This is a genomic window from Enterobacter chuandaensis, assembly GCF_003594915.1.
GTDB classification, from domain to species: domain Bacteria; phylum Pseudomonadota; class Gammaproteobacteria; order Enterobacterales; family Enterobacteriaceae; genus Enterobacter; species Enterobacter chuandaensis.
This window is the reverse complement of the sequence record NZ_QZCS01000001.1, coordinates 288901-308766: the sequence shown is the minus strand read 5'-3', so window position 1 is coordinate 308766 and position 19866 is coordinate 288901. Positions and strand designations below refer to the sequence as shown.

At 55.9% G+C, this 19866-nt stretch carries 18 protein-coding genes; 14 read left to right on the top strand and 4 right to left on the bottom strand.

All coding sequences use genetic code 11. From position 1 onward, the window contains the following. The first annotated feature begins 2 nt into the window (after window positions 1-2). From yceG to ptsG, 5 genes are all read left to right on the top strand, one after another. A complete protein-coding gene (yceG, locus tag D5066_RS01575; RefSeq protein ID WP_119914844.1) occupies window positions 3-1025 on the top strand; it encodes a cell division protein YceG in 1023 nt (340 codons plus the stop codon). Continuing rightward, window positions 1015-1656 carry a dTMP kinase gene (tmk, locus tag D5066_RS01570; protein ID WP_080327515.1) on the top strand — a complete coding sequence of 214 codons (642 nt, stop codon included), beginning with the start codon at window positions 1015-1017 and terminating at the stop codon, window positions 1654-1656. Before yceG ends, tmk begins: the two co-directional genes overlap by 11 nt. Continuing rightward, window positions 1653-2657 (top strand): DNA polymerase III subunit delta', encoded by a 1005-nt coding sequence (gene holB / locus D5066_RS01565; RefSeq protein ID WP_119914843.1) that lies wholly within the window; start codon window positions 1653-1655, stop codon window positions 2655-2657. Before tmk ends, holB begins: the two co-directional genes overlap by 4 nt. A 10-nt stretch (window positions 2658-2667) precedes the next feature. Then, complete coding sequence (locus D5066_RS01560; RefSeq protein WP_080327513.1) at window positions 2668-3462, top strand: metal-dependent hydrolase; 795 nt, start codon at window positions 2668-2670, stop codon at window positions 3460-3462. A 297-nt stretch (window positions 3463-3759) separates the two neighbouring features. Next, window positions 3760-5193 carry a PTS glucose transporter subunit IIBC gene (ptsG, locus tag D5066_RS01555; RefSeq protein ID WP_028012724.1) on the top strand — a complete coding sequence of 478 codons (1434 nt, stop codon included), beginning with the start codon at window positions 3760-3762 and terminating at the stop codon, window positions 5191-5193. Between the two features lie 70 nt (window positions 5194-5263). Here the strand turns inward: ptsG and fhuE are convergent, their stop codons facing one another. Then, window positions 5264-7453, bottom strand: a complete 2190-nt coding sequence (gene fhuE, locus D5066_RS01550; RefSeq protein WP_119914842.1) for a ferric-rhodotorulic acid/ferric-coprogen receptor FhuE — start codon at window positions 7451-7453, stop codon at window positions 5264-5266. Between the two features lie 350 nt (window positions 7454-7803). On the opposite strand from fhuE, the gene hinT reads away from it, so the two are divergent. The 8 genes from hinT (at window position 7804) to D5066_RS01510 (ending at window position 13891) form a co-directional block, all read left to right on the top strand. Next, complete coding sequence (hinT, locus tag D5066_RS01545; RefSeq protein WP_006809243.1) at window positions 7804-8163, top strand: purine nucleoside phosphoramidase; 360 nt, start codon at window positions 7804-7806, stop codon at window positions 8161-8163. Between the two features lies 1 nt (window position 8164). Beyond that, window positions 8165-8539, top strand: a complete 375-nt coding sequence (locus D5066_RS01540) for a YcfL family putative periplasmic lipoprotein (RefSeq protein ID WP_080327511.1) — start codon at window positions 8165-8167, stop codon at window positions 8537-8539. Between the two features lie 13 nt (window positions 8540-8552). Further along, window positions 8553-9197 carry a penicillin-binding protein activator LpoB gene (lpoB, locus tag D5066_RS01535; RefSeq protein ID WP_119915029.1) on the top strand — a complete coding sequence of 215 codons (645 nt, stop codon included), beginning with the start codon at window positions 8553-8555 and terminating at the stop codon, window positions 9195-9197. Continuing rightward, window positions 9178-10002: a thiamine kinase gene (gene thiK, locus D5066_RS01530; protein WP_119914841.1), complete on the top strand. Its 825-nt coding sequence runs from the start codon at window positions 9178-9180 to the stop codon at window positions 10000-10002. Before lpoB ends, thiK begins: the two co-directional genes overlap by 20 nt. Before the next feature lie 11 nt (window positions 10003-10013). Beyond that, the gene (nagZ, locus tag D5066_RS01525; protein WP_041912030.1) at window positions 10014-11039 is read left to right on the top strand and encodes a beta-N-acetylhexosaminidase; all 1026 of its coding nucleotides are present in this window, start codon (window positions 10014-10016) and stop codon (window positions 11037-11039) included. Window positions 11040-11073: 34 nt separating this feature from the next. Beyond that, the gene (gene ycfP / locus D5066_RS01520) at window positions 11074-11616 is read left to right on the top strand and encodes an alpha/beta hydrolase YcfP (RefSeq protein ID WP_080327509.1); all 543 of its coding nucleotides are present in this window, start codon (window positions 11074-11076) and stop codon (window positions 11614-11616) included. A 237-nt stretch (window positions 11617-11853) separates the two neighbouring features. Then, window positions 11854-13158, top strand: coding sequence for an NAD(P)/FAD-dependent oxidoreductase (locus tag D5066_RS01515; RefSeq protein ID WP_080327508.1), 1305 nt, complete (start codon window positions 11854-11856; stop codon window positions 13156-13158). 193 nt (window positions 13159-13351) lie between these two features. Beyond that, complete coding sequence (locus D5066_RS01510; protein WP_028012731.1) at window positions 13352-13891, top strand: glycine zipper 2TM domain-containing protein; 540 nt, start codon at window positions 13352-13354, stop codon at window positions 13889-13891. A 60-nt stretch (window positions 13892-13951) separates the two neighbouring features. On the opposite strand, the gene D5066_RS01505 is transcribed toward D5066_RS01510, so the two are convergent. Beyond that, window positions 13952-14587, bottom strand: coding sequence for a TetR/AcrR family transcriptional regulator (locus tag D5066_RS01505; RefSeq protein ID WP_080327507.1), 636 nt, complete (start codon window positions 14585-14587; stop codon window positions 13952-13954). Between the two features lie 244 nt (window positions 14588-14831). Between D5066_RS01505 and bhsA the strand changes: the two genes are divergently transcribed. Continuing rightward, entirely contained in the window at window positions 14832-15089 is a 258-nt protein-coding gene (gene bhsA / locus D5066_RS01500; RefSeq protein WP_023332711.1) for a multiple stress resistance protein BhsA, read from the top strand. A 73-nt stretch (window positions 15090-15162) separates the two neighbouring features. Here bhsA and ldtC read toward each other — a convergent pair whose 3' ends face one another. Both ldtC and mfd read right to left on the bottom strand, forming a co-directional pair. Further along, window positions 15163-16128, bottom strand: coding sequence for a L,D-transpeptidase LdtC (gene ldtC / locus D5066_RS01495; RefSeq protein ID WP_080327506.1), 966 nt, complete (start codon window positions 16126-16128; stop codon window positions 15163-15165). Between the two features lie 151 nt (window positions 16129-16279). After that, window positions 16280-19726 carry a transcription-repair coupling factor gene (gene mfd, locus D5066_RS01490; protein WP_119914840.1) on the bottom strand — a complete coding sequence of 1149 codons (3447 nt, stop codon included), beginning with the start codon at window positions 19724-19726 and terminating at the stop codon, window positions 16280-16282. Window positions 19727-19866 lie beyond the last annotated feature (140 nt).

Here is a 19866-nt window from a genome sequence, read left to right as displayed (position 1 = left end):
TCATGAAGAAAATGTTGCGCTTTGTCCTTCTCCTTATTGTTGCGCTGGGTATCGCTGGCGGAGCGGGAGTATGGAAAGTTCGCCAGCTGGCGGACAGTAAAATCCTGATTAAAGACGAAACGATTTTTACCCTGAAAGCCGGTACCGGGCGCGTTGCACTGGGTGAACAGCTTTATGGGGACAAGGTCATTAACCGCCCGCGCGTATTTCAGTGGTTACTGCGTCTTGAGCCTGAACTCTCTCATTTCAAAGCCGGGACGTATCGCTTTACCCCAGACATGACCGTCAGGCAGATGCTGCAGCTGCTGGAAAGCGGTAAAGAGGCACAGTTCCCGCTGCGCTTTGTTGAAGGAATGCGCTTAAGCGATTACCTCAAACAGCTGCGCGACGCGCCTTACATCAAGCATACGCTAGAAGACGATCGCTATGAGACGGTTGCCGAGGTGCTGAAATTTGAACATCCTGAGTGGGTGGAAGGCTGGTTCTGGCCCGATACCTGGATGTACACGGCAGGGACGACGGATGTTGCTATCCTCAAGCGCGCGCATAAAAAGATGGTTGAGGCCGTCGATGCAGCCTGGGAAGGGCGCGTGGAAGGTCTGCCTTATCAGGATCAAAACCAGTTTGTCACAATGGCCTCGATCATTGAGAAAGAGACGGCCGTTGCTGCCGAGCGTGACCGTGTCGCTTCGGTATTTATCAACCGCCTGCGCATCGGCATGCGTCTGCAAACCGACCCTACCGTCATCTACGGTATGGGCGAGAGCTATGCCGGAAAGATCTCCAGAAAAGATCTGGAAACGCCAACGGCGTATAATACCTACGTGATTAGCGGCTTGCCGCCTGGGCCGATTGCGACACCGAGTGAAGCATCGCTGAAGGCTGCCGCGCACCCGGCCAAAACACCGTATCTCTATTTTGTGGCTGACGGAAAAGGCGGGCATACCTTTAATACCAACCTTGCCAGCCACAATCGCTCTGTTCAGGATTATCTGAAGGCACTTAAGGAAAAAAATGCGCAGTAAATACATTGTCATTGAGGGACTCGAAGGGGCGGGTAAAACCACCGCCCGTAACGTGGTAGTGGATACGCTGAAATCGCTTGGCGTCGCTGACATGGTCTTTACTCGCGAGCCCGGCGGTACGCAGCTGGCGGAGAAACTGCGTAGCCTGGTGCTGGATATTAAATCCGTTGGAGACGAGGTTATTACTGACAAAGCCGAAGTGCTGATGTTCTATGCGGCGCGCGTCCAACTGGTTGAGACCGTGATTAAACCTGCGCTGGCCGAAGGCAAGTGGGTGATCGGCGACCGTCACGATCTGTCGACTCAGGCGTATCAGGGCGGCGGACGTGGGATTGACCAGACGATGCTGGCAACGTTGCGCAATGCCGTACTGGGTGATTTCCGCCCCGACCTGACGCTCTATCTGGATGTGACTCCGGAAGTGGGCCTCAGGCGTGCCCGCGCGCGCGGCGAACTGGACCGCATTGAGCAAGAGTCCCTGGACTTCTTCAACCGCACGCGTGCACGCTATCTTGAACTGGCCGCACAGGACCGTTCAATTCGTACCATTGATGCCACGCAATCTCTGGACGACGTCACGCGCGACATTCAACAGACCGTTACGCAGTGGCTACAGGAGCAGCAGGCATGAAATGGTACCCATGGTTGCGCCCGCACTTTGAACAACTGATCGGCAGCTATCAGGCCGGGCGGGGGCATCATGCGTTACTGATTCAGGCGTTGCCGGGAATGGGGGATGATGCGCTGATTTACGCCATCACCCGCTTCCTGATGTGCCAGCAGCCGGAAGGGCACAAGAGCTGCGGTAAATGCCGCGGCTGCCAGCTGATGCAGGCGGGCACGCATCCTGACTACTACACGCTTGAGCCTGAGAAGGGCAAAAGCGCGCTCGGCATTGATGCCGTGCGTGAAGTCAGCGAGAAACTGTACGAACATGCGCGTCTGGGCGGGGCAAAAGTGGTCTGGCTCAACGATGCCGCCTTGCTTACCGAGGCAGCGGCGAACGCGCTGCTTAAAACCCTGGAAGAGCCGCCGGAAAAGACGTGGTTTTTCCTTTCCTGCCGGGATCCGGGACGTTTACTGGCGACGCTGCGTAGCCGTTGTCGTCTTCATCACCTTGCCGTACCTCAGGAATCATGGGCGTTAAGCTGGCTTGAGCGAGAGGTGACAACGTCACAGGACAGCGCCCTGTCTGCGCTGCGTCTGAGCAGCGGTGCGCCCGCTGCGGCGCTGGCGTTACTACAGCCTGACGTCTGGTCACAGCGCGAAACGCTCTGCCGGGCCGTCGAATCTTCACTTAACAGCCAGGACTGGCTCAGCTTACTGCCTGCGCTTAACAGCGACCGGGCCGTTGAACGTCTGCACTGGCTGGCCTCTTTATTGCTTGATGCGCTAAAAATACAGCAAGGAGCAACGCTGCTGACTAACCCGGACGCGTGGTCGCTGGTGAACATGCTGGCGAATCGCCTGTCAGGCACGTCTCTGCACGCTATCCTTCATGATGTTTGCCAGAGCCGCGAACAGCTTTTAACCGTGACGGGTCTTAATCGTGAGCTTTTACTGACCGACCAGTTACTGCGTATTGAACACTACCTGCAACCAGGCGTTACGCCGCCGGTTTCCCACCTCTGAGAGAGACACTATGTTTTTAGTCGACTCACACTGCCATCTCGATGGCCTGGATTACCAATCCCTGCATAAAAATGTGGACGACGTGCTGGCGAAAGCCGCCGCGCGCGATGTGAAATTTTGCCTGGCCGTGGCGACCACGTTGCCGGGTTACCGCTCCATGCGTGAACTGGTAGGCGAGCGCGATAATGTCGTCTTCTCCTGCGGCGTGCATCCGCTGAACCAGGATGAAGAGTATGACGTAGAAGATCTGCGCCGACTGGCAGCAGAAGAGGGCGTCGTGGCGATGGGTGAAACCGGGCTGGATTATTTTTACACGCCGGAAACGAAAGCGCGCCAGCAGGCATCCTTCCGCAACCATATCCGCATTGGCCGCGAACTGAACAAACCGGTCATCGTACATACCCGTGATGCGCGCGCCGATACGCTGGCGATCCTTCAGGAAGAAAACGTGACGGATTGCGGTGGCGTACTACACTGTTTCACAGAAGACAGAGAAACGGCGGGTAAACTGCTTGATTTAGGGTTTTATATTTCGTTTTCCGGGATCGTGACGTTCCGTAACGCTGAGCAGCTCCGTGATGCCGCGCGTTATGTACCGCTCGATCGTATTCTGGTGGAAACAGACTCTCCGTATCTGGCGCCGGTACCGCATCGCGGTAAAGAGAACCAGCCGGCCATGACGCGAGACGTCGCAGAGTATATGGCCGTGCTTAAAGGCGTCAGTATTGAAGAGCTGGCCCGCGTCACGACAGAAAACTTCTCTGCGCTGTTCCATATTGACCCCGCCCGCCTGCAATCTGTCTGATACACCTGTTATTTTTAGGCTCGTAATTAATAAATAAAACGAGTAAAGTTCACCGCCTCATTTGGGGCGGTGAAGGTGTTTTTAGACACATCCAGACATGCTTTTTGTAAATAACTGAAAGTTTTTCGACCGTCTTAAGCTGAAACGTGATAGCCGTCAAACAAACTCAGAGGGAATTATTTTACTCTGTGTAATAAATAAAGGGCGCTTAGATGTCCTGTCCACGGCACGGTACTCCCCCCGGGCCAATGCGTGAAAGCGTAAAAAAAGCACAAATACTCAGGAGCACTCTCAATTATGTTTAAGAATGCATTTGCTAACCTGCAAAAGGTCGGTAAATCGCTGATGCTGCCAGTATCCGTACTGCCTATCGCAGGTATCCTGCTGGGTGTCGGTTCTGCTAACTTCAGCTGGCTGCCAGCCGTAGTTTCCCATGTGATGGCTGAAGCAGGCGGTTCCGTCTTTGCTAACATGCCTCTGATCTTCGCTATCGGTGTGGCGCTGGGCTTCACCAATAACGACGGCGTTTCTGCGCTGGCTGCAGTGGTTGCTTACGGCATCATGGTGAAAACCATGGCTGTGGTTGCGCCGCTGGTTCTGCATTTACCGGCAGAAGAGATTGCCGCGAAACACCTGGCAGATACCGGTGTTCTGGGCGGTATCATCTCCGGTGCGATTGCAGCGTATATGTTTAACCGCTTCTATCGCATCAAGCTGCCTGAGTATCTGGGCTTCTTCGCGGGCAAGCGTTTCGTTCCGATCATCTCTGGTCTGGCAGCGATTTTCACTGGCGTGATCCTGTCCTTCATCTGGCCACCAATCGGTTCCGCTATCCAGACCTTCTCTCAGTGGGCGGCTTACCAGAACCCGGTTGTGGCGTTTGGTATCTACGGCTTCATCGAGCGTTGCCTGGTGCCATTTGGTCTGCACCACATCTGGAACGTTCCATTCCAGATGCAAATTGGTGAATTCACCAACGCAGCAGGTCAGGTGTTCCACGGTGATATCCCACGTTACATGGCGGGCGACCCAACTGCAGGTAAACTGTCAGGTGGCTTCCTGTTCAAAATGTACGGCCTGCCTGCTGCTGCGATTGCAATCTGGCACTCTGCTAAACCAGAGAACCGTGCAAAAGTGGGCGGTATCATGATCTCCGCAGCGCTGACCTCGTTCCTGACCGGTATCACCGAGCCGATCGAGTTCTCCTTCATGTTCGTTGCGCCAATTCTGTACATCATCCACGCTGTACTGGCTGGCCTGGCGTTCCCAATCTGTATCCTGCTGGGTATGCGTGACGGTACGTCCTTCTCTCACGGTCTGATCGACTTTATCGTTCTGTCCGGTAACAGCAGCAAGCTGTGGCTGTTCCCAATCGTGGGTGCGTGCTACGCCGTTGTTTACTACACCATCTTCCGCGTGCTGATCAAAGCACTGGACCTGAAAACGCCGGGTCGTGAAGATGCAACTGAAGACAGCAAAGCAGGCGCGACCAGCGAAATGGCACCGGCACTGGTTGCTGCGTTCGGCGGTAAAGAGAACATCACTAACCTGGACGCGTGCATCACTCGTCTGCGTGTGAGCGTTGCCGACGTTGCGAAAGTAGACCAGCCGGGTCTGAAAAAACTGGGCGCAGCGGGTGTGGTTGTTGCAGGTTCTGGTGTTCAGGCTATCTTCGGTACGAAATCCGATAACCTGAAAACTGAAATGGATGAGTACATCCGCAACAGCTAAGCTGTGACCTGGGGAGACTAAGGCAGCCGAAGGGCTGCCTTTTTTATTGCTGTGGTTGTTGTGCCAATACTCAGAAGTCGTAGCTCGCGCTCACCGAGACGTTCATCGGTGCGCCATAAACCACGTAAGAGCCGACGTAATCGTAATACTCTTTGTCGAACAGGTTGTTGATGTTCGCCTGAACGGCAAAATCTTTGGTGACCTGATAACGGCTGAACAGGTTAACCAGCCCGTAGCTGCCTTGCTCAGCACGGTCGCGTCCAGCCGGGCCGCCGTCCACATCCGTCCACACTTTGTTCTGCCAGTTTACGCCACCGCCCACCGTCAGCGCTGGCAGCATTGGCAGTTGATAACGGGTAAACAGCTTCATTGTCGTGCGCGGCTGATCGGAACTGACAGCGTTGCCGTTCTTATCTTCCGCAATGTAGCGGGTCGCGCCGAAGGTCAACTGCCAGTTATCGGTCAGTGCGCCGTTTAGCTCGAACTCAATCCCTTTACTGACCACGCCGTCCAGCGATTCATAAATCGACTCACCGCTCGGCATGTAGGTATAGGTGTTGCTCGCCACGTTATCCTGCTCAATGCGGAATATCGCCAGCGAGGTGGTAAGACGGGTATTGAACCAGTCCGCCTTCACGCCGGCCTCGTAACTTTTGCCCGTGGTTGGATCGAGATAGCGTCCGCTGGCGTTACGCTTGTCCTGCGGCTGGAAGATGGAGGTATAGCTGACGTAGGTTGACCAGTCTTCGTTGATGTCGTAGACCAGACCCGCGTAAGGCGTTACGTCATCTTTGGTGCTTTCCAGACGGGTGTCAGGAGAGCCCGCCGGGTTATAGCGAATGTTGTAGTTAGTGTAGCGCGCCCCGAGGATCAGGTGCAGCGGGTCGGCCAGCGAGAAGCGGGCGGAGGTATACGCTGAGGACTGGCGAATGTCGTCCTGGCTGTAGAGCTTCCACGGCGTCCACTGCGGATCGGCGATATTTCCGTTCCAGTTTTTGAAATTCCCCACGTCCACCATGCCGTACAGCGCATCCGGCATTCTGTTGTCATAGTGGTTGCGCTGTCGGCTGAAGCTGCCGCCGAACATCATTTCGTGTTGACGACCAAAGAGATCGAAACCGCCGCGCAGGAACGCGTCGACCGCATCCTGTTTGCGTTCACCTTTGTTCCAGCCGCCGTAGCCCACCATGCCCGCCCCGGTCTCTTTATCAGGATAGCCGGACATATACATCAGCTTGCTGTCGAAGTTGGTCTCCGCGTGCATGCCGTTGACGTGCGCTTCCCAGCCGTTATCGAAACGCTGGGTCAGGTTAGCGAAGATGCGGGTGTTGTCCTTGTCCGACCAGGCCCAGTCAGGTGCGACGGTCTGGCTGCGGTTGTAATCGGTTTTACTGCCATCGCTGTACCAGGTTGGCAGTCCGCCCCAGGTCGGGTCGGCGGTGTGGCTTTCCTGATATTCGTAGCCCACCGAGAGGGTGGTGCTGTCGGTGACATCTGCATCCACCACGCCGTAGAGGAATTTCTTCCGGTAATGATAGTTATCCACGAAGCTGTCGTTATCCTGATAACCCGTAATCAGGCGTCCTCGTACCTTACCGGACTCAACCAGCGGTGCCTGGAGATCCAGCACGTAGCGCTGCTTGTCCCAGCTGCCGTAGCTGGCAGAGACATTTCCTTTGAATTCATTGCTATCCGCATGCTTACGCACCATATTGACGTATGCCGCCGGGTTGCCCGTACCGGACATCAGGCCGGTTGCGCCGCGTACCACTTCAATACGGTCGTAAATCGCGGTATCGGCGGCGGTGTCGCCGAAGTTCCACACCTCACTGATGGAGGTTGGCAGGTCGTCATACGCGTAGTTACTGACGAAAAATCCGCGCGAGTAAAATACGGTACGGTCGCTGTCCTGCACCTGCGCCGTTACGCCCGTGGTGTTAGTCAACACCTGACCAATGGACTGCAGGTTCTGATCGGCCATGCGCTGCTGGCTAATCACGCTGACGGACTGCGGGATATCGCGGGGAACCAGCAACAGTTTTGTGCCGGTGGTGGTGGTTTTTACGCTGTAATCCCGGTCCTGACTTGCGGAAGGATCCTGCGTATTGTCAAAACCTCCATCCACGACGACGGTGTCTTCGGTTGCTGATGCAGCGAAAGCGGCGGCTGGCGTCAATGCCATAGCAATGCAGACTGCCAACAACGAAGGCGTTGCGACAGGCTGACGTTGCCCATCCCTGGTGTGATTAATGAAAGACATTATCAAACCCTTATGAACGGTGAAGAGGGTATGCGTCAGTCCCACAAATACGGGCTGACGTCGTTTTCTATGTTAAAAATGCGCATGAAAATGCAAATGCGAAATATACGCATTGCTATTAGTGCTGTAAACAGATGTGTCGACCGGAACTGAAATAATGTTTCAGCCTGTTAAGACGCGCGAGCGGTCACTCTTCAGTCAGCTGATGAATATTCAGGAAAGAATTCGGGGGAGGAGGTTGAAAGGACAGGAGAAACTCGCTCATACTCTTGAATTGTGTCACACACTCATCCAGAGAGTGTATTAACAGCGGACGCATCGCGCCAGATTAAACTAAAAAGGAAAAGGTCATGGCTGAAGAAACGATTTTCAGTAAAATTATCCGCCGCGAAATCCCGTCGGATATCGTCTATCAGGATGAACTGGTGACGGCTTTCCGGGACATTTCCCCTCAGGCACCGACACACATCCTTATCATTCCCAATATTCTGATTCCGACCGTAAACGACGTAAAAACCGAGCACGAAGTGGCGTTAGGTCGTATGCTGACGGTGGCCGCGAAAATTGCTGAACAGGAAGGCATTGCGGAAGACGGTTACCGTCTGATCATGAACTGTAATCGCCATGGCGGCCAGGAAGTTTATCATATTCACATGCATCTGCTGGGTGGACGTCCGCTGGGACCGATGCTGGCTCACAAAGGTCTTTGACATGTTTAAAGGGCGTATTGCAGCGCTGGTAATGACGTTGGCTATTGTGGGGTGCAGCACGCGCCCGGCAATCCCCGTGAGTGATGAACAGACGCTGGTGATGGAATCCTCCGTGCTGGCTGCGGGCATCACGGCGCAGCAGCCCGCGCTGACCATCAGTGAAATTAAATCTTCTGCCTCCTCTACGCTCTTTAACGAAAGAAATGAACCAGTGACGGTTCACTACCGTTTCTTCTGGTATGACGTAAGAGGTCTTGAAATGCACCCGCTGGAGGCGCCGCGCAGCGTCACTCTTCCGGCAAGGTCGTCGGTAACGCTCTATGACAGCGCCAGCTATCTGGGTGCGCATAAGGTGAGACTTTATCTTTATCTCTAAGGGGTGAACCTTGATTAAAAATATGAGCCGTTATGCGCTTGTGACCGCATTCGCGCTGTTCCTTGCAGGGTGTGTGACCCGTACAGAACAGCCAGCACCTGTGGAAGAGGCGAAGCCGGGTACCGGGCAGCCGGCACCACCAACGCAGACCCAGCCGACCGTGCCGTCTGTACCGTCTATTCCGTCACAGCCAGGCCCGATTGAACATCAGGACCAGACGTCACAGCCTGCGCCGCGCGTGCGCCATTACGACTGGAACGGCGCGATGCAGCCGATGGTCGGTAAAATGCTGCAGGCACAGGGCGTGACGGCAGGCAGCGTGCTGCTGGTCGATAGCGTGAACAACCGCACCAACGGTACACTGAACGCGGGCGAAGCGACCGAAACGCTGCGTAATGCGCTGGCAAACAACGGTAAGTTTACGCTGGTCTCTGCTCAGCAGCTCGCGGTAGCCAAACAGCAGCTGGGGCTGTCGCCGCAGGACAGTCTCGGTACCCGCAGCAAGGCGATCGGCATTGCCCGCAACGTTGGCGCCCAGTATGTGCTGTACTCTAACGCGACCGGCAACGTGAATACCCCAGCCCTGCAGATGCAGCTGATGCTGGTTCAGACAGGCGAAATTATCTGGTCAGGTAAAGGTGCGGTTACGCAACAATGACGCCACGCGTGAAGAGATTCTGACGCGTTATTTTCCGCAGTACCGCCTTATCGCGCCGCAGGCCCACTCCGGGCTTAGCGGCGCGAGTTGCATTATAGAGCAGGGCGCGCACCGTCTGGTCTTGCGGCAGAACCACGATCCCTTCGCCCCGGCTTTCCAGTTTCGCCGTCAGTTTCGCGCTCTCAAACGCCTTCCGTCGGATCTCGTGCCTGAACCCCGATTTTTCAGACAGGGCTGGATGGCCGTCGAGTATCTGGAGGGGGAGGTGAAAAGCGCGCTGCCGGACACGCCAGCGCTTGCGGCGATGCTGTATCATCTGCATTGTCAACCGCGGCTGGGGTGGCGGGTCACCCTTCTGCCATTGCTGGAATACTACTGGCAGCAGGCTTCCCCGGACAGACGAACGCCCGGCTGGCTTGCCCAACTTAAACGGCTGCGTAAAACGGGCGAGCCGCAACCGATTCGGCTCTCACCGCTCCATATGGATGTCCATGCCGGGAATATTGTGCACACGCCAGAGGGTGGCAGGCTTATCGACTGGGAATACGCCGGAGACGGTGATGTGGCGCTGGAGCTGGCCGCTGTCTGGACGGAAAGTGAAGCCGCGCGGCAGAAGCTGATCAAAGAGTATGCCAGAGTGGCACATCTTGACGCCGACGCGCTGGAATGCCAGGTAAGACGCTGGCGCCCCTGGGTCATCATGCTGATGGCTGGCTGGTTTGAAATGCGTTTACAGCAGTCCAGAGAAAAACAATTTATTGCGCTGGCAGACGATGCCTGGCGTCAGTTACAAACAAAAGGATAAGAGAGGTGAGTGTGGGTCCAGTCATGTTGGATGTTGAAGGGTTTGAGCTGGATGCGGAAGAGCGTGAAATTCTCGCGCATCCGCTGGTGGGCGGCCTGATCCTGTTTACCCGCAACTATCACGATCCGGCGCAGCTGCGTGAACTGGTGCGTCAGATCCGCGCCGCATCGCGTAACCATCTGGTGGTGGCCGTCGATCAGGAAGGCGGACGCGTACAGCGTTTTCGCGACGGTTTTACCCGCCTGCCGGCAGCCCAGTCTTTTGCCGCGCTGCTCGGCACGGAAGAGGGGGGAAAACTGGCCCAGGAGGCCGGCTGGCTGATGGCCAGTGAAATGATTGCCATGGATATCGATATCAGCTTTGCCCCGGTACTGGATGTGGGCCACATCAGCGCCGCGATTGGCGAGCGCTCCTACCATGAGGATCCGCGTATTGCGCTGGCAATGGCGACCCGGTTTATCGACGGCATGCACGATGCGGGAATGAAAACCACCGGCAAGCATTTCCCGGGACACGGGGCAGTGACGGCGGATTCCCACAAAGAGACGCCGCGCGACCCGCGTCCGGAAGCGGAAATTCGCGCCAAAGATATGTCGGTGTTCCGCTCGCTTATCACCGATAACAAGCTGGATGCCATTATGCCCGCGCACGTGATCTACAGCGACGTTGACCCGCGCCCTGCCAGCGGCTCTCCGCACTGGCTGAAAACCGTTCTGCGCCAGGAGCTGGGTTTCAACGGCGTGATTTTCTCCGACGATCTGTCGATGGAAGGGGCGGCAATTATGGGCAGCTACGCGGAACGCGGCCAGGCGTCGCTGGATGCAGGTTGCGATATGATCCTGGTCTGCAATAATCGTAAAGGTGCCGTTAGCGTGTTGGATAACCTGTCACCGATCAATGCAGAGCGTGTTACGCATTTGTATCATAAAGGTTCATTTAGCCGTCAGGAGCTGATGGATTCGGCGCGCTGGAAGTCGGTCAACGCCCGACTTGAAGACCTGAATGAGCGCTGGCAGGCACATAAAGCCAGCCTGTAAACCCTCCCGGAAGGCGTAGCGTGGTGAGAAGACGATGATCATCTATTTACACGGTTTTGATTCAAACAGTCCTGGTAATCATGAGAAGGTGCTGCAACTGCAGTTTATCGATCCGGATGTACGGCTAATCAGCTACAGCACGCGCCATCCGAAGCATGATATGCAGCATCTGCTCAAAGAGGTGGACAAGATGCTGCAGCTCAACGTTGACGATCGCCCGTTGATCTGCGGCGTGGGACTGGGCGGTTACTGGGCGGAGCGTATTGGCTTCCTGTGCGACATCCGTCAGGTTGTCTTCAACCCTAACCTGTTCCCGAACGAGAACATGGAAGGCAAAATTGACCGTCCGGAAGAGTATGCCGATATTGCCACTAAGTGCGTGAGCAACTTCCGAGAGAAAAACCGCGATCGCTGCCTGGTGATCCTCTCGCGTAATGATGAAGCGCTCAACAGCCACCGGGCTGCAGAGCTGCTGCATCACTACTATGAGATCGTCTGGGACGAAGAGCAGACCCACAAGTTTAAGAACATCTCCCCGCACCTCCAGCGCATTAAGGCATTCAAAACGCTGGGCTAAACCACAGCCTGACACCTCAGTAACCCGGTCGCGAACGCGCACCGGGTTTCTTTTTGTCCAGAATTGTCTACTTTTAAGCCATCAAAACTTGATGCATATCAATTTTGGTATGACCAATGCGCCTGACGTGGTATTCTCAATGCACCTGAATGGTTTCAGTGCTGTAACCTGTTGTTAATTAAGGGTTATTTTTATAACTTTTAATTAACAATTGGTTAATAATTTGAGGGGGTCACGTTGACTACGCCATTGAAAAAGATAGTGATTGTAGGCGGTGGTGCTGGCGGGCTGGAGCTGGCCACACAGTTGGGCAAGAAGCTGGGTCGCGGTAAAAAAGCCAAAATCACGCTGGTGGATCGTAACCACAGCCACCTGTGGAAACCGTTGCTGCACGAAGTGGCGACCGGTTCACTGGATGAGGGCGTGGACGCGCTGAGCTATCTGGCGCACGCGCGCAACCATCATTTCCAGTTCCAGCTGGGCTCGGTGGTGGATATCAACCGTGAAAGCAAAACCATCACTCTGGCCGAGCTGCGTGATGAGAAAGGCGAGCTGCTGGTTCCCGAGCGCAAGCTGGCGTATGACACGCTGGTGATGGCGCTGGGCAGCACCTCCAACGACTTCAACACGCCGGGCGTGAAAGAGCACTGTATCTTCCTCGATAACCCGCACCAGGCGCGTCGTTTCCATCAGGAAATGCTGAACCTGTTCCTGAAGTACACCAGTAATCTGGGTGCGAACGGCAAGGTTAATATCGCGATTGTCGGCGGCGGCGCGACGGGTGTAGAGCTCTCCGCAGAGCTGCACAATGCGGTGAAGCAGCTGCACAGCTACGGTTACAAAGGGTTAACCAACGACGCGCTCAACGTGACGCTGGTAGAAGCGGGCGAACGCATCCTGCCTGCGCTGCCTCCGCGTATTTCCGGTGCGGCGCACAATGAACTCACTAAACTGGGCGTGCGCGTACTGACGCAGACCATGGTGACCAGCGCTGACGAAGGTGGCCTGCACACCAAAGACGGCGAGTACATCAAGGCGGATCTGATGGTCTGGGCGGCAGGTATCAAAGCGCCTGACTTTATGAAAGATATCGGTGGTCTGGAAACGAACCGCATTAACCAGCTGGTCACCGAGCCAACGCTGCAAACCACGCGTGACCCTGAAATCTTCGCTATTGGTGACTGCGCCTCCTGCGCACGTCCTGAAGGGGGCTTCGTGCCGCCGCGCGCGCAGGCCGCTCACCAGATGGCAAGCCTGGTGCTGCATAACATTCTGGCGCAGTACAAAGGTAAGCCAATGAAAGCCTATGTCTACAAAGACCACGGTTCACTGGTATCGCTGTCAAACTTCTCTACCGTCGGCAGCCTGATGGGTAACCTGATGCGTGGCTCCATGATGGTGGAAGGGCGCATTGCACGCTTTGTGTATATCTCCCTGTACCGTATGCACCAGATCGCGCTGCACGGCTACTTCAAAACCGGGCTGATGATGCTGGTGGGCAGAATCAACCGTGTGATCCGTCCGCGTCTGAAGCTGCACTAATCTTTCACTCCCTCCGGGCCCTCCGGAGGAAGTTTTTAGCATTTCATGCTGCAGATCACAGTTTGATTGCTTAAGAGTTCTCCTAAACACGATATATCTCTCCTCAACGTCCACTTTTTGATCCTTTGTCTTATTGGCGAAGCCGTGCCTCCATTGCAAAATTGTTACCAATAGCAACAAAGGAGGAAGTCCCGTGAATAAATCAATGTTGGCGGGTATAGGGATTGGTGTCGCAGCTGCGTTAGGTGTGGCTGCCGTTGCCAGTCTCAACGTATTAGATCGCGGCCCGCAGTATGCGCAGGTGGTTTCTGCTACTCCAATTAAAGAAACCGTGAAAACCCCTCGTCAGGAGTGCCGTAACGTCTCCGTGACCCATCGTCGTCCGGTACAGGATGAAAACCGTATTGCCGGCTCTGTTCTGGGCGCGGTAGCGGGCGGGGTGATTGGCCACCAGTTTGGCGGCGGTCGGGGTAAAGATGTCGCGACCGTGGTCGGCGCGCTGGGTGGCGGCTATGCCGGTAACCAGGTGCAGGGTGCGATGCAGGATAACGATACCTACACCACAACTCAGCAGCGCTGTAAAACCGTCTATGACAAGTCGGAAAAAATGCTGGGCTATGACGTGACGTACAAAATTGGCGATCAGCAGGGCAAAATCCGCATGGATAAAGACCCGGGCACCCAAATTCCACTGGATGGAAACGGACAGCTGGTACTGAATAACAAAGCGTAAAAAAAGATGTTCTCTGAACTTAGCTCCTCAAGCGCTCAGGCTGAGGAGCTTTTTTTTGCGTCAGATTTTCAGCAGTTCAGGCCACAGGCGCAGCGTGGTGTCGCTAATATTCTGCAGTTTTTCCAGCGTCGCCCCTTCACGGGCACTGATCGACATTCCCTGCAAAATGCAGCTCAGATACTGCGCCAGCATCTGAGGCTGGCAGTGCGCGGGAATTTCACCGCGCTGTTGACGCTGGGCCAGAAATGCGCTGAGCGTCTCCTCCTGCATCGCATGACGCGATTTCACCGTTTTGGCGATCTCTTTTGACGATGCCGCCAGGGTGGCTGAGGTGTTAATCATAAAGCAGCCCGCAGGCGTCTCTTTACTGGTGAAGCAGGTGGCGACGGCGGTGAAGTAGTCCCGTAGCGCCTGTTCCACGCTTTTCTCTTCACAAAAAAGTTGGGCTTCGTGTTTCGCCGCAAAGCGGGAAATGTACCTGTCCAGCACCGCTCTGAACAGCCCCTCTTTATTGGTGAATTCCGCATACAGCGTCGGCGCTTTGGCTCCGGTCGCTTCGACCAGATCGGAAAGCGAGGTCGCTTCATACCCGTATTGCCAGAAGAGCGTCATGGCCTTATCAAGCGCGGCATCCCTGTCAAACACTTTTGGTCGGCCACGGCTTTTCTTCGCACAACTCGTGACGTCGGTTGTCATTTGCCGTTGGTCCTCTGTTGGTTTGTTGAATAACCATTATAAAAATAAACGCTACCCATCACCAGCGCAGAATGCTTAAAAATAAATTAATCATATATGTATGAAAAATAAAAACTTTAAAATTTAATTAATGTTCGTTATAAAATTATGTTGACGCGTGAGCTGGATCACATTTATTATTTACCTATCGATCGTTAACTAAATAGATAACGACCTCCAAATTCATCTGCCAAAGGTAAACATCATGAAAAACGTAAAAACCCTCATCGCTGCTGCTGTACTGAGTTCACTCTCTTTCGCAAGCTTTGCTGCTGTACAGGTACAATCCACCCCAGCCGATCAGCATAAAGTCGGGACGATCTCTGCGTCTGCCGGGACTAACTTGGGTTCACTGGAAGATCAGCTGGCACAAAAAGCGGAAGCAATGGGTGCAAAATCTTACCGCATCACCTCTGTGACCGGTCCTAACACCCTGCACGGTACCGCTGTCATCTACAAATAAGCCGGGCATAAACCCTCATTTATGCCACTGCAATGAAAAACGCCCTGCTTAGCAGGGCGTTTTTCTTTCTGTATTACATCGACTGTTGGGGGACATCATGGTGCCGGGTAACATCGGTCGGCATGCCAGACCGGGCTTCCATCGCGCGCTCCATCACCAGGCTATCGGTATTCGCGTTCGTTTTGAAGCTCACCATCGCGGCATTGAGGTTAATGGGTAACGTCTGCGGATCGTCGCCGATATTTTTCGATAATGGCTGGTGAATCTCAACCAGCCGCACGCCGCCTGGCTCCTCGGAGACCTTAATCGGCGTGTTGATAATATTCACCTTCGTTCCCGGCGTAACAACGTTAAACAGCGTTTTGATATCGTCATCGCGCAGACGAATACAGCCGGAGCTGACGCGCATGCCGATGCCAAAATCCGCGTTCGTTCCGTGCAGCAGGTAAACGCCGCCGTATGCGGCCAGGCGGATCGCGTGGTGACCCATCGGGTTATCCGGGCCTGCCGGAACCACGGCAGGAAGATCGATACCCTGGGCCTTATAGCGGGCGCGAATGTTGGCCGTCGGGGTCCAGGTTGGATTCGCACGTTTATCTGAGACGGTGGTGACCATCGTCGGCGTCAGCGTATCGCCGCCCAGCTGACCAATGCCAATAGGGTAGACGGTCACTTCTTTTTTGCCCGGCGGATAATAATAGAGACGCAACTCCGCAAGGTTAATCACGATCCCCTCACGCGGGGCATCCGGCAGGATAGTCTGTAATGGTATGGTCAGTACGCTGCCCGCGCGCGGGACGTACGGGTCGACGCCAGGGTTCGCCTGCAGCAGAGCCAGAAAACCGACGTTATATTTTTTGGCTATCGCTTCCAGTGAACCACCATTGTTTTCAACCACATGAAAGCGGTTTTCGCCTACGACCTTGCTGCCGGGCGGCGGCAGGGGCCAGGTGTTTGCCCGCGCAGGAAGCGCAACTGCGACGGTGGCTGCCAGCGCAAACAGGGTTATCCAGCGGGTAAAACGCGAAGAGGTCATCATCACTATAATCCATATAAATGATAAGGTTATTGTTTTATAAGGCGTTAATGATAATTATGGCGAATGGGTGTGTCGGGAAGATCGGGTGAAGTGCAAAGAGTTTGTAAATTGTCCCCCGGCAGCACTGCGCTAACGGGGGGGGAAGGGCGAGTTACGCGATCGCGTTCTCTTCCAGCTGACGCATAAAGTTACGCACCCAGTCCATGCGGGTTTTGCGCTCCGTCAGCTCCTGGGTAAATTTCAGACGCGTTGGACCATCCAGACGGAAATGCTGCGGCTGTTTTTGCAGCAGACCGATCAGCCACATCGGGTTGACATGGTTCTTCTCGGCAAATTCAATCACGCCGCCTTTTTCGTTGCCTTCAAGCTTACGAATCCCCAGCTTCTGCGCCTGCTGACGCAGGCGCGCGATATCCAGCAGGTTACGCGCCGCATCGGGCAGCAGGCCGAAGCGGTCGATCAGCTCCACCTTAATCTCTTCCAGCTCGTTCTCCTTCTTCGCGCTGGCGATGCGCTTGTAGAATGAGAGGCGGGTATTCACGTCCGGAATGAAATCGTCCGGCAGCAGGGAAGGCATACGCAGCTCGACCTCGGTCTGTTGGCTGGTGAGATCTTCCAGCGACGGCTCGCGCCCGGCCTTCAGGGCATCAACCGCGTTTTCCAGTAGCTCCATATAGAGTGAGAAGCCGATGGTCTCCATGGAGCCGCTCTGGTCTTCACCCAGCAGCTCGCCGGCACCGCGGATCTCAAGATCGTGCGTGGCCAGCGCAAAGCCTGCACCGAGATCTTCCAGCGTGGCGATGGCTTCCAGGCGCTTTTGCGCGTCGGTGGTCATCGCTTTCGGATGCGGCGTCAGCAGCCACGCATAGGCCTGATGGTGCGAACGCCCGACGCGGCCGCGCAGCTGGTGGAGCTGGGCAAGGCCAAAGTGATCCGCACGTTCGATGATAATGGTGTTCGCGGTCGGAATGTCGATCCCGGTTTCGATGATGGTGGTACACACCAGCACGTTAAAGCGCTGATGGTGGAAGTCGTTCATCACCCGCTCCAGCTCGCGCTCGCGCATCTGGCCGTGCCCGATAGCAATGCGCGCCTCCGGCACCAGCTCCGCCAGCCTGTCCGCCGCTTTCTGGATATTTTCGACGTCGTTATACAGGTAATACACCTGGCCGCCGCGCAGCACTTCACGCAGGATCGCCTCGCGCACCACCAGATTGTCATACTCGCGGACAAAGGTTTTCACCGCCAGACGACGTGCCGGCGGCGTGGCGATAATCGACAGATCGCGCATGCCGCTCATCGCCATGTTCAGCGTGCGCGGGATTGGCGTGGCGGTCAGGGTCAGAATGTCGACGTCCGCGCGCATCGCTTTGATGCGCTCTTTATGGCGCACCCCGAAGCGGTGCTCTTCGTCGACGATCAGCAGCCCCAGATCTTTCCACTTCACGTCGCTTTGCAGCAGCTTGTGGGTGCCGATCAGAATATCGATCTTTCCTTCGCTTGCCTGTTCCAGAATCTGCGTCTGCTCTTTGGCGCTGCGAAAACGCGAGAGCATCTCAATGCGCACCGGCCAATTGGCGAAGCGGTCGCGGAAGTTGTCGAAATGCTGCTGAGCGAGCAGGGTGGTTGGCACCAGCACCGCCACCTGCTTGTTGTTTTCCACCGCAAGGAAGGCGGCGCGCATCGCCACTTCGGTTTTGCCGAAGCCGACGTCGCCGCAGACTAAGCGGTCCATCGCCAGCGGCTGGCACATGTCGCTCAGCACGGCGTTAATGGCCTGGGCCTGATCCGGCGTGGTTTCAAACGGGAAGCTGTCGCAGAACAGCTGGTACTGTTCTTTGTCGTGCTTAAAGGCGAAGCCCTCTTTGGCCGCGCGCTGGGCGTAGATATCCAGCAGCTCGGCCGCCACGTCGCGCACCTTCTCTGCCGCTTTCTGACGCGCGCGTGCCCAGGCGTCACCGCCCAGCTTGTGCAGCGGCGCATTCTCTTCGGCACCGCCCGCGTAGCGGCTGATCAGGTGCAGGGACGACACCGGCACGTACAGTTTGGCGTCGTTGGCGTAGGTCAGCATCAGGTACTCACCTTTTATACCGCCCGCCTCAAGCGTGGTCATACCCTGATAGCGACCCACACCGTGTTCCAGGTGAACAATCGGCTGGCCTGGATGCAGCTCGGCCAGGTTGCGGATCAGAGTGTCCGGGTTGATGGTCCGACGGCTGTCCTGACGGCGGCGCGCGACGCGCTCGCCCAGCAGGTCGCTTTCGCAAATCAGCGCCAGGTTGTTGAGCGTGTCAATGAACCCGTGCTCGGCGGCGCCAATCATCAGGTAACGACCGTTGCCGGTCGCTTCGCTCAGGCGAAGAATACGCTTCGGTGCCACCTTTATGCGTCCCAGAAGTTCACCGAGCGCCTCGCGGCGGCCCTCACTCTCAACGGAGAACACCACCGGCCCGGTAAAGGACTCCAGGAACTTGCGCAGATTATCCAGCGGAGATTTCTGCTGCGCCTGAACGGACAGGTCCGGCAGCGTGCGGAAGGCGAGGTTGGTGTTGGCGGCCTTATCGGCAAGCGAATCGGTTTTCAGCTGCATGCGCGGCCAGCGCTTAAGCTCGGCGTTGAGCTCGTCGGTGCGCAGCCACAGCGCTTCCGGCGGCAGGAGCGGACGCATCGGGTCAACGCCCCTGTTTTCGAAGCGCGCGCGGGTTTCGCTTTCAAAGCGGCTGGCGCTGGCGTCGATATCCCCGGTGTTAACAATCAGCGTATTTGCCGGGAAGTAGCTGAACAGGGCAGGCAATGGCTCGCTGAAGAACAGCGGCTGCCAGTATTCGATCCCGGCCGGAAGCGTACCCTTGCTGACCTGCTGATAGATATGTTCGGCATCACGCTTCACGTCGAACCTGTCGCGCCACTGGCTGCGGAACAACTCGATGGCGGTTTTGTCCGTCGGGAACTCGTGGGCAGGAAGCAGATTGATCGATTCCACCTCTTCGAGCGTGCGCTGGGTGTCGGCGTCGAACACGCGCAGGCTGTCGATTTCATCGTCAAAGAAATCCAGACGATACGGCTGGTCGCAGCCCATCGGGTAAAGGTCGAGCAGCGCGCCGCGGGTGGCGTATTCCCCGTGCTCCATAACCTGATCGACATGGCGATAGCCTGCACCGTCAAGCTGCGCGCGCAGGGCATCGCGCGACAGGCGCTGGCCTTTTTTCATCACCAGCGCGTGACCGTGCAGATAGCTGTGCGGGCAGACGCGCTGCATCAGGGTATTCACCGGCACAATCAGCACGCCGCGCTGCATGGTCGGGAGTTGATACAGCGTCGACAGGCGCGAGGAGATAATCTCCTGATGTGGAGAGAAGCTGTCATACGGCAGCGTCTCCCAGTCGGCCAGACTGAACACCAGGCTATCGGTGAACTGGCGAATTTCATCGTGCAGGCGCAGGGCATTTTGCATATCCGGGGCAACCAGGATCACCGGGCCAGGATGGCGCTCAGCGATTTCTGCCACCAGCGTGGCGCAGGCCGCGCCTGTGAGTTCGCCGAGCTGGCGCTGGTCGCCCGCTTTGACAGGCAAGGAATAACGATCGTGTTCAGGCATGGCTATGTCAGAGTCTCTTATGGATATACCAACAGTATTGGGGCATATCACTGATACGCAATGTCTTTATTATCCTCGATCGTTTTACATAAGCAAATCGTAACCGCACAGCAGGGCTAAACGCCCCCAATACGGGGGCG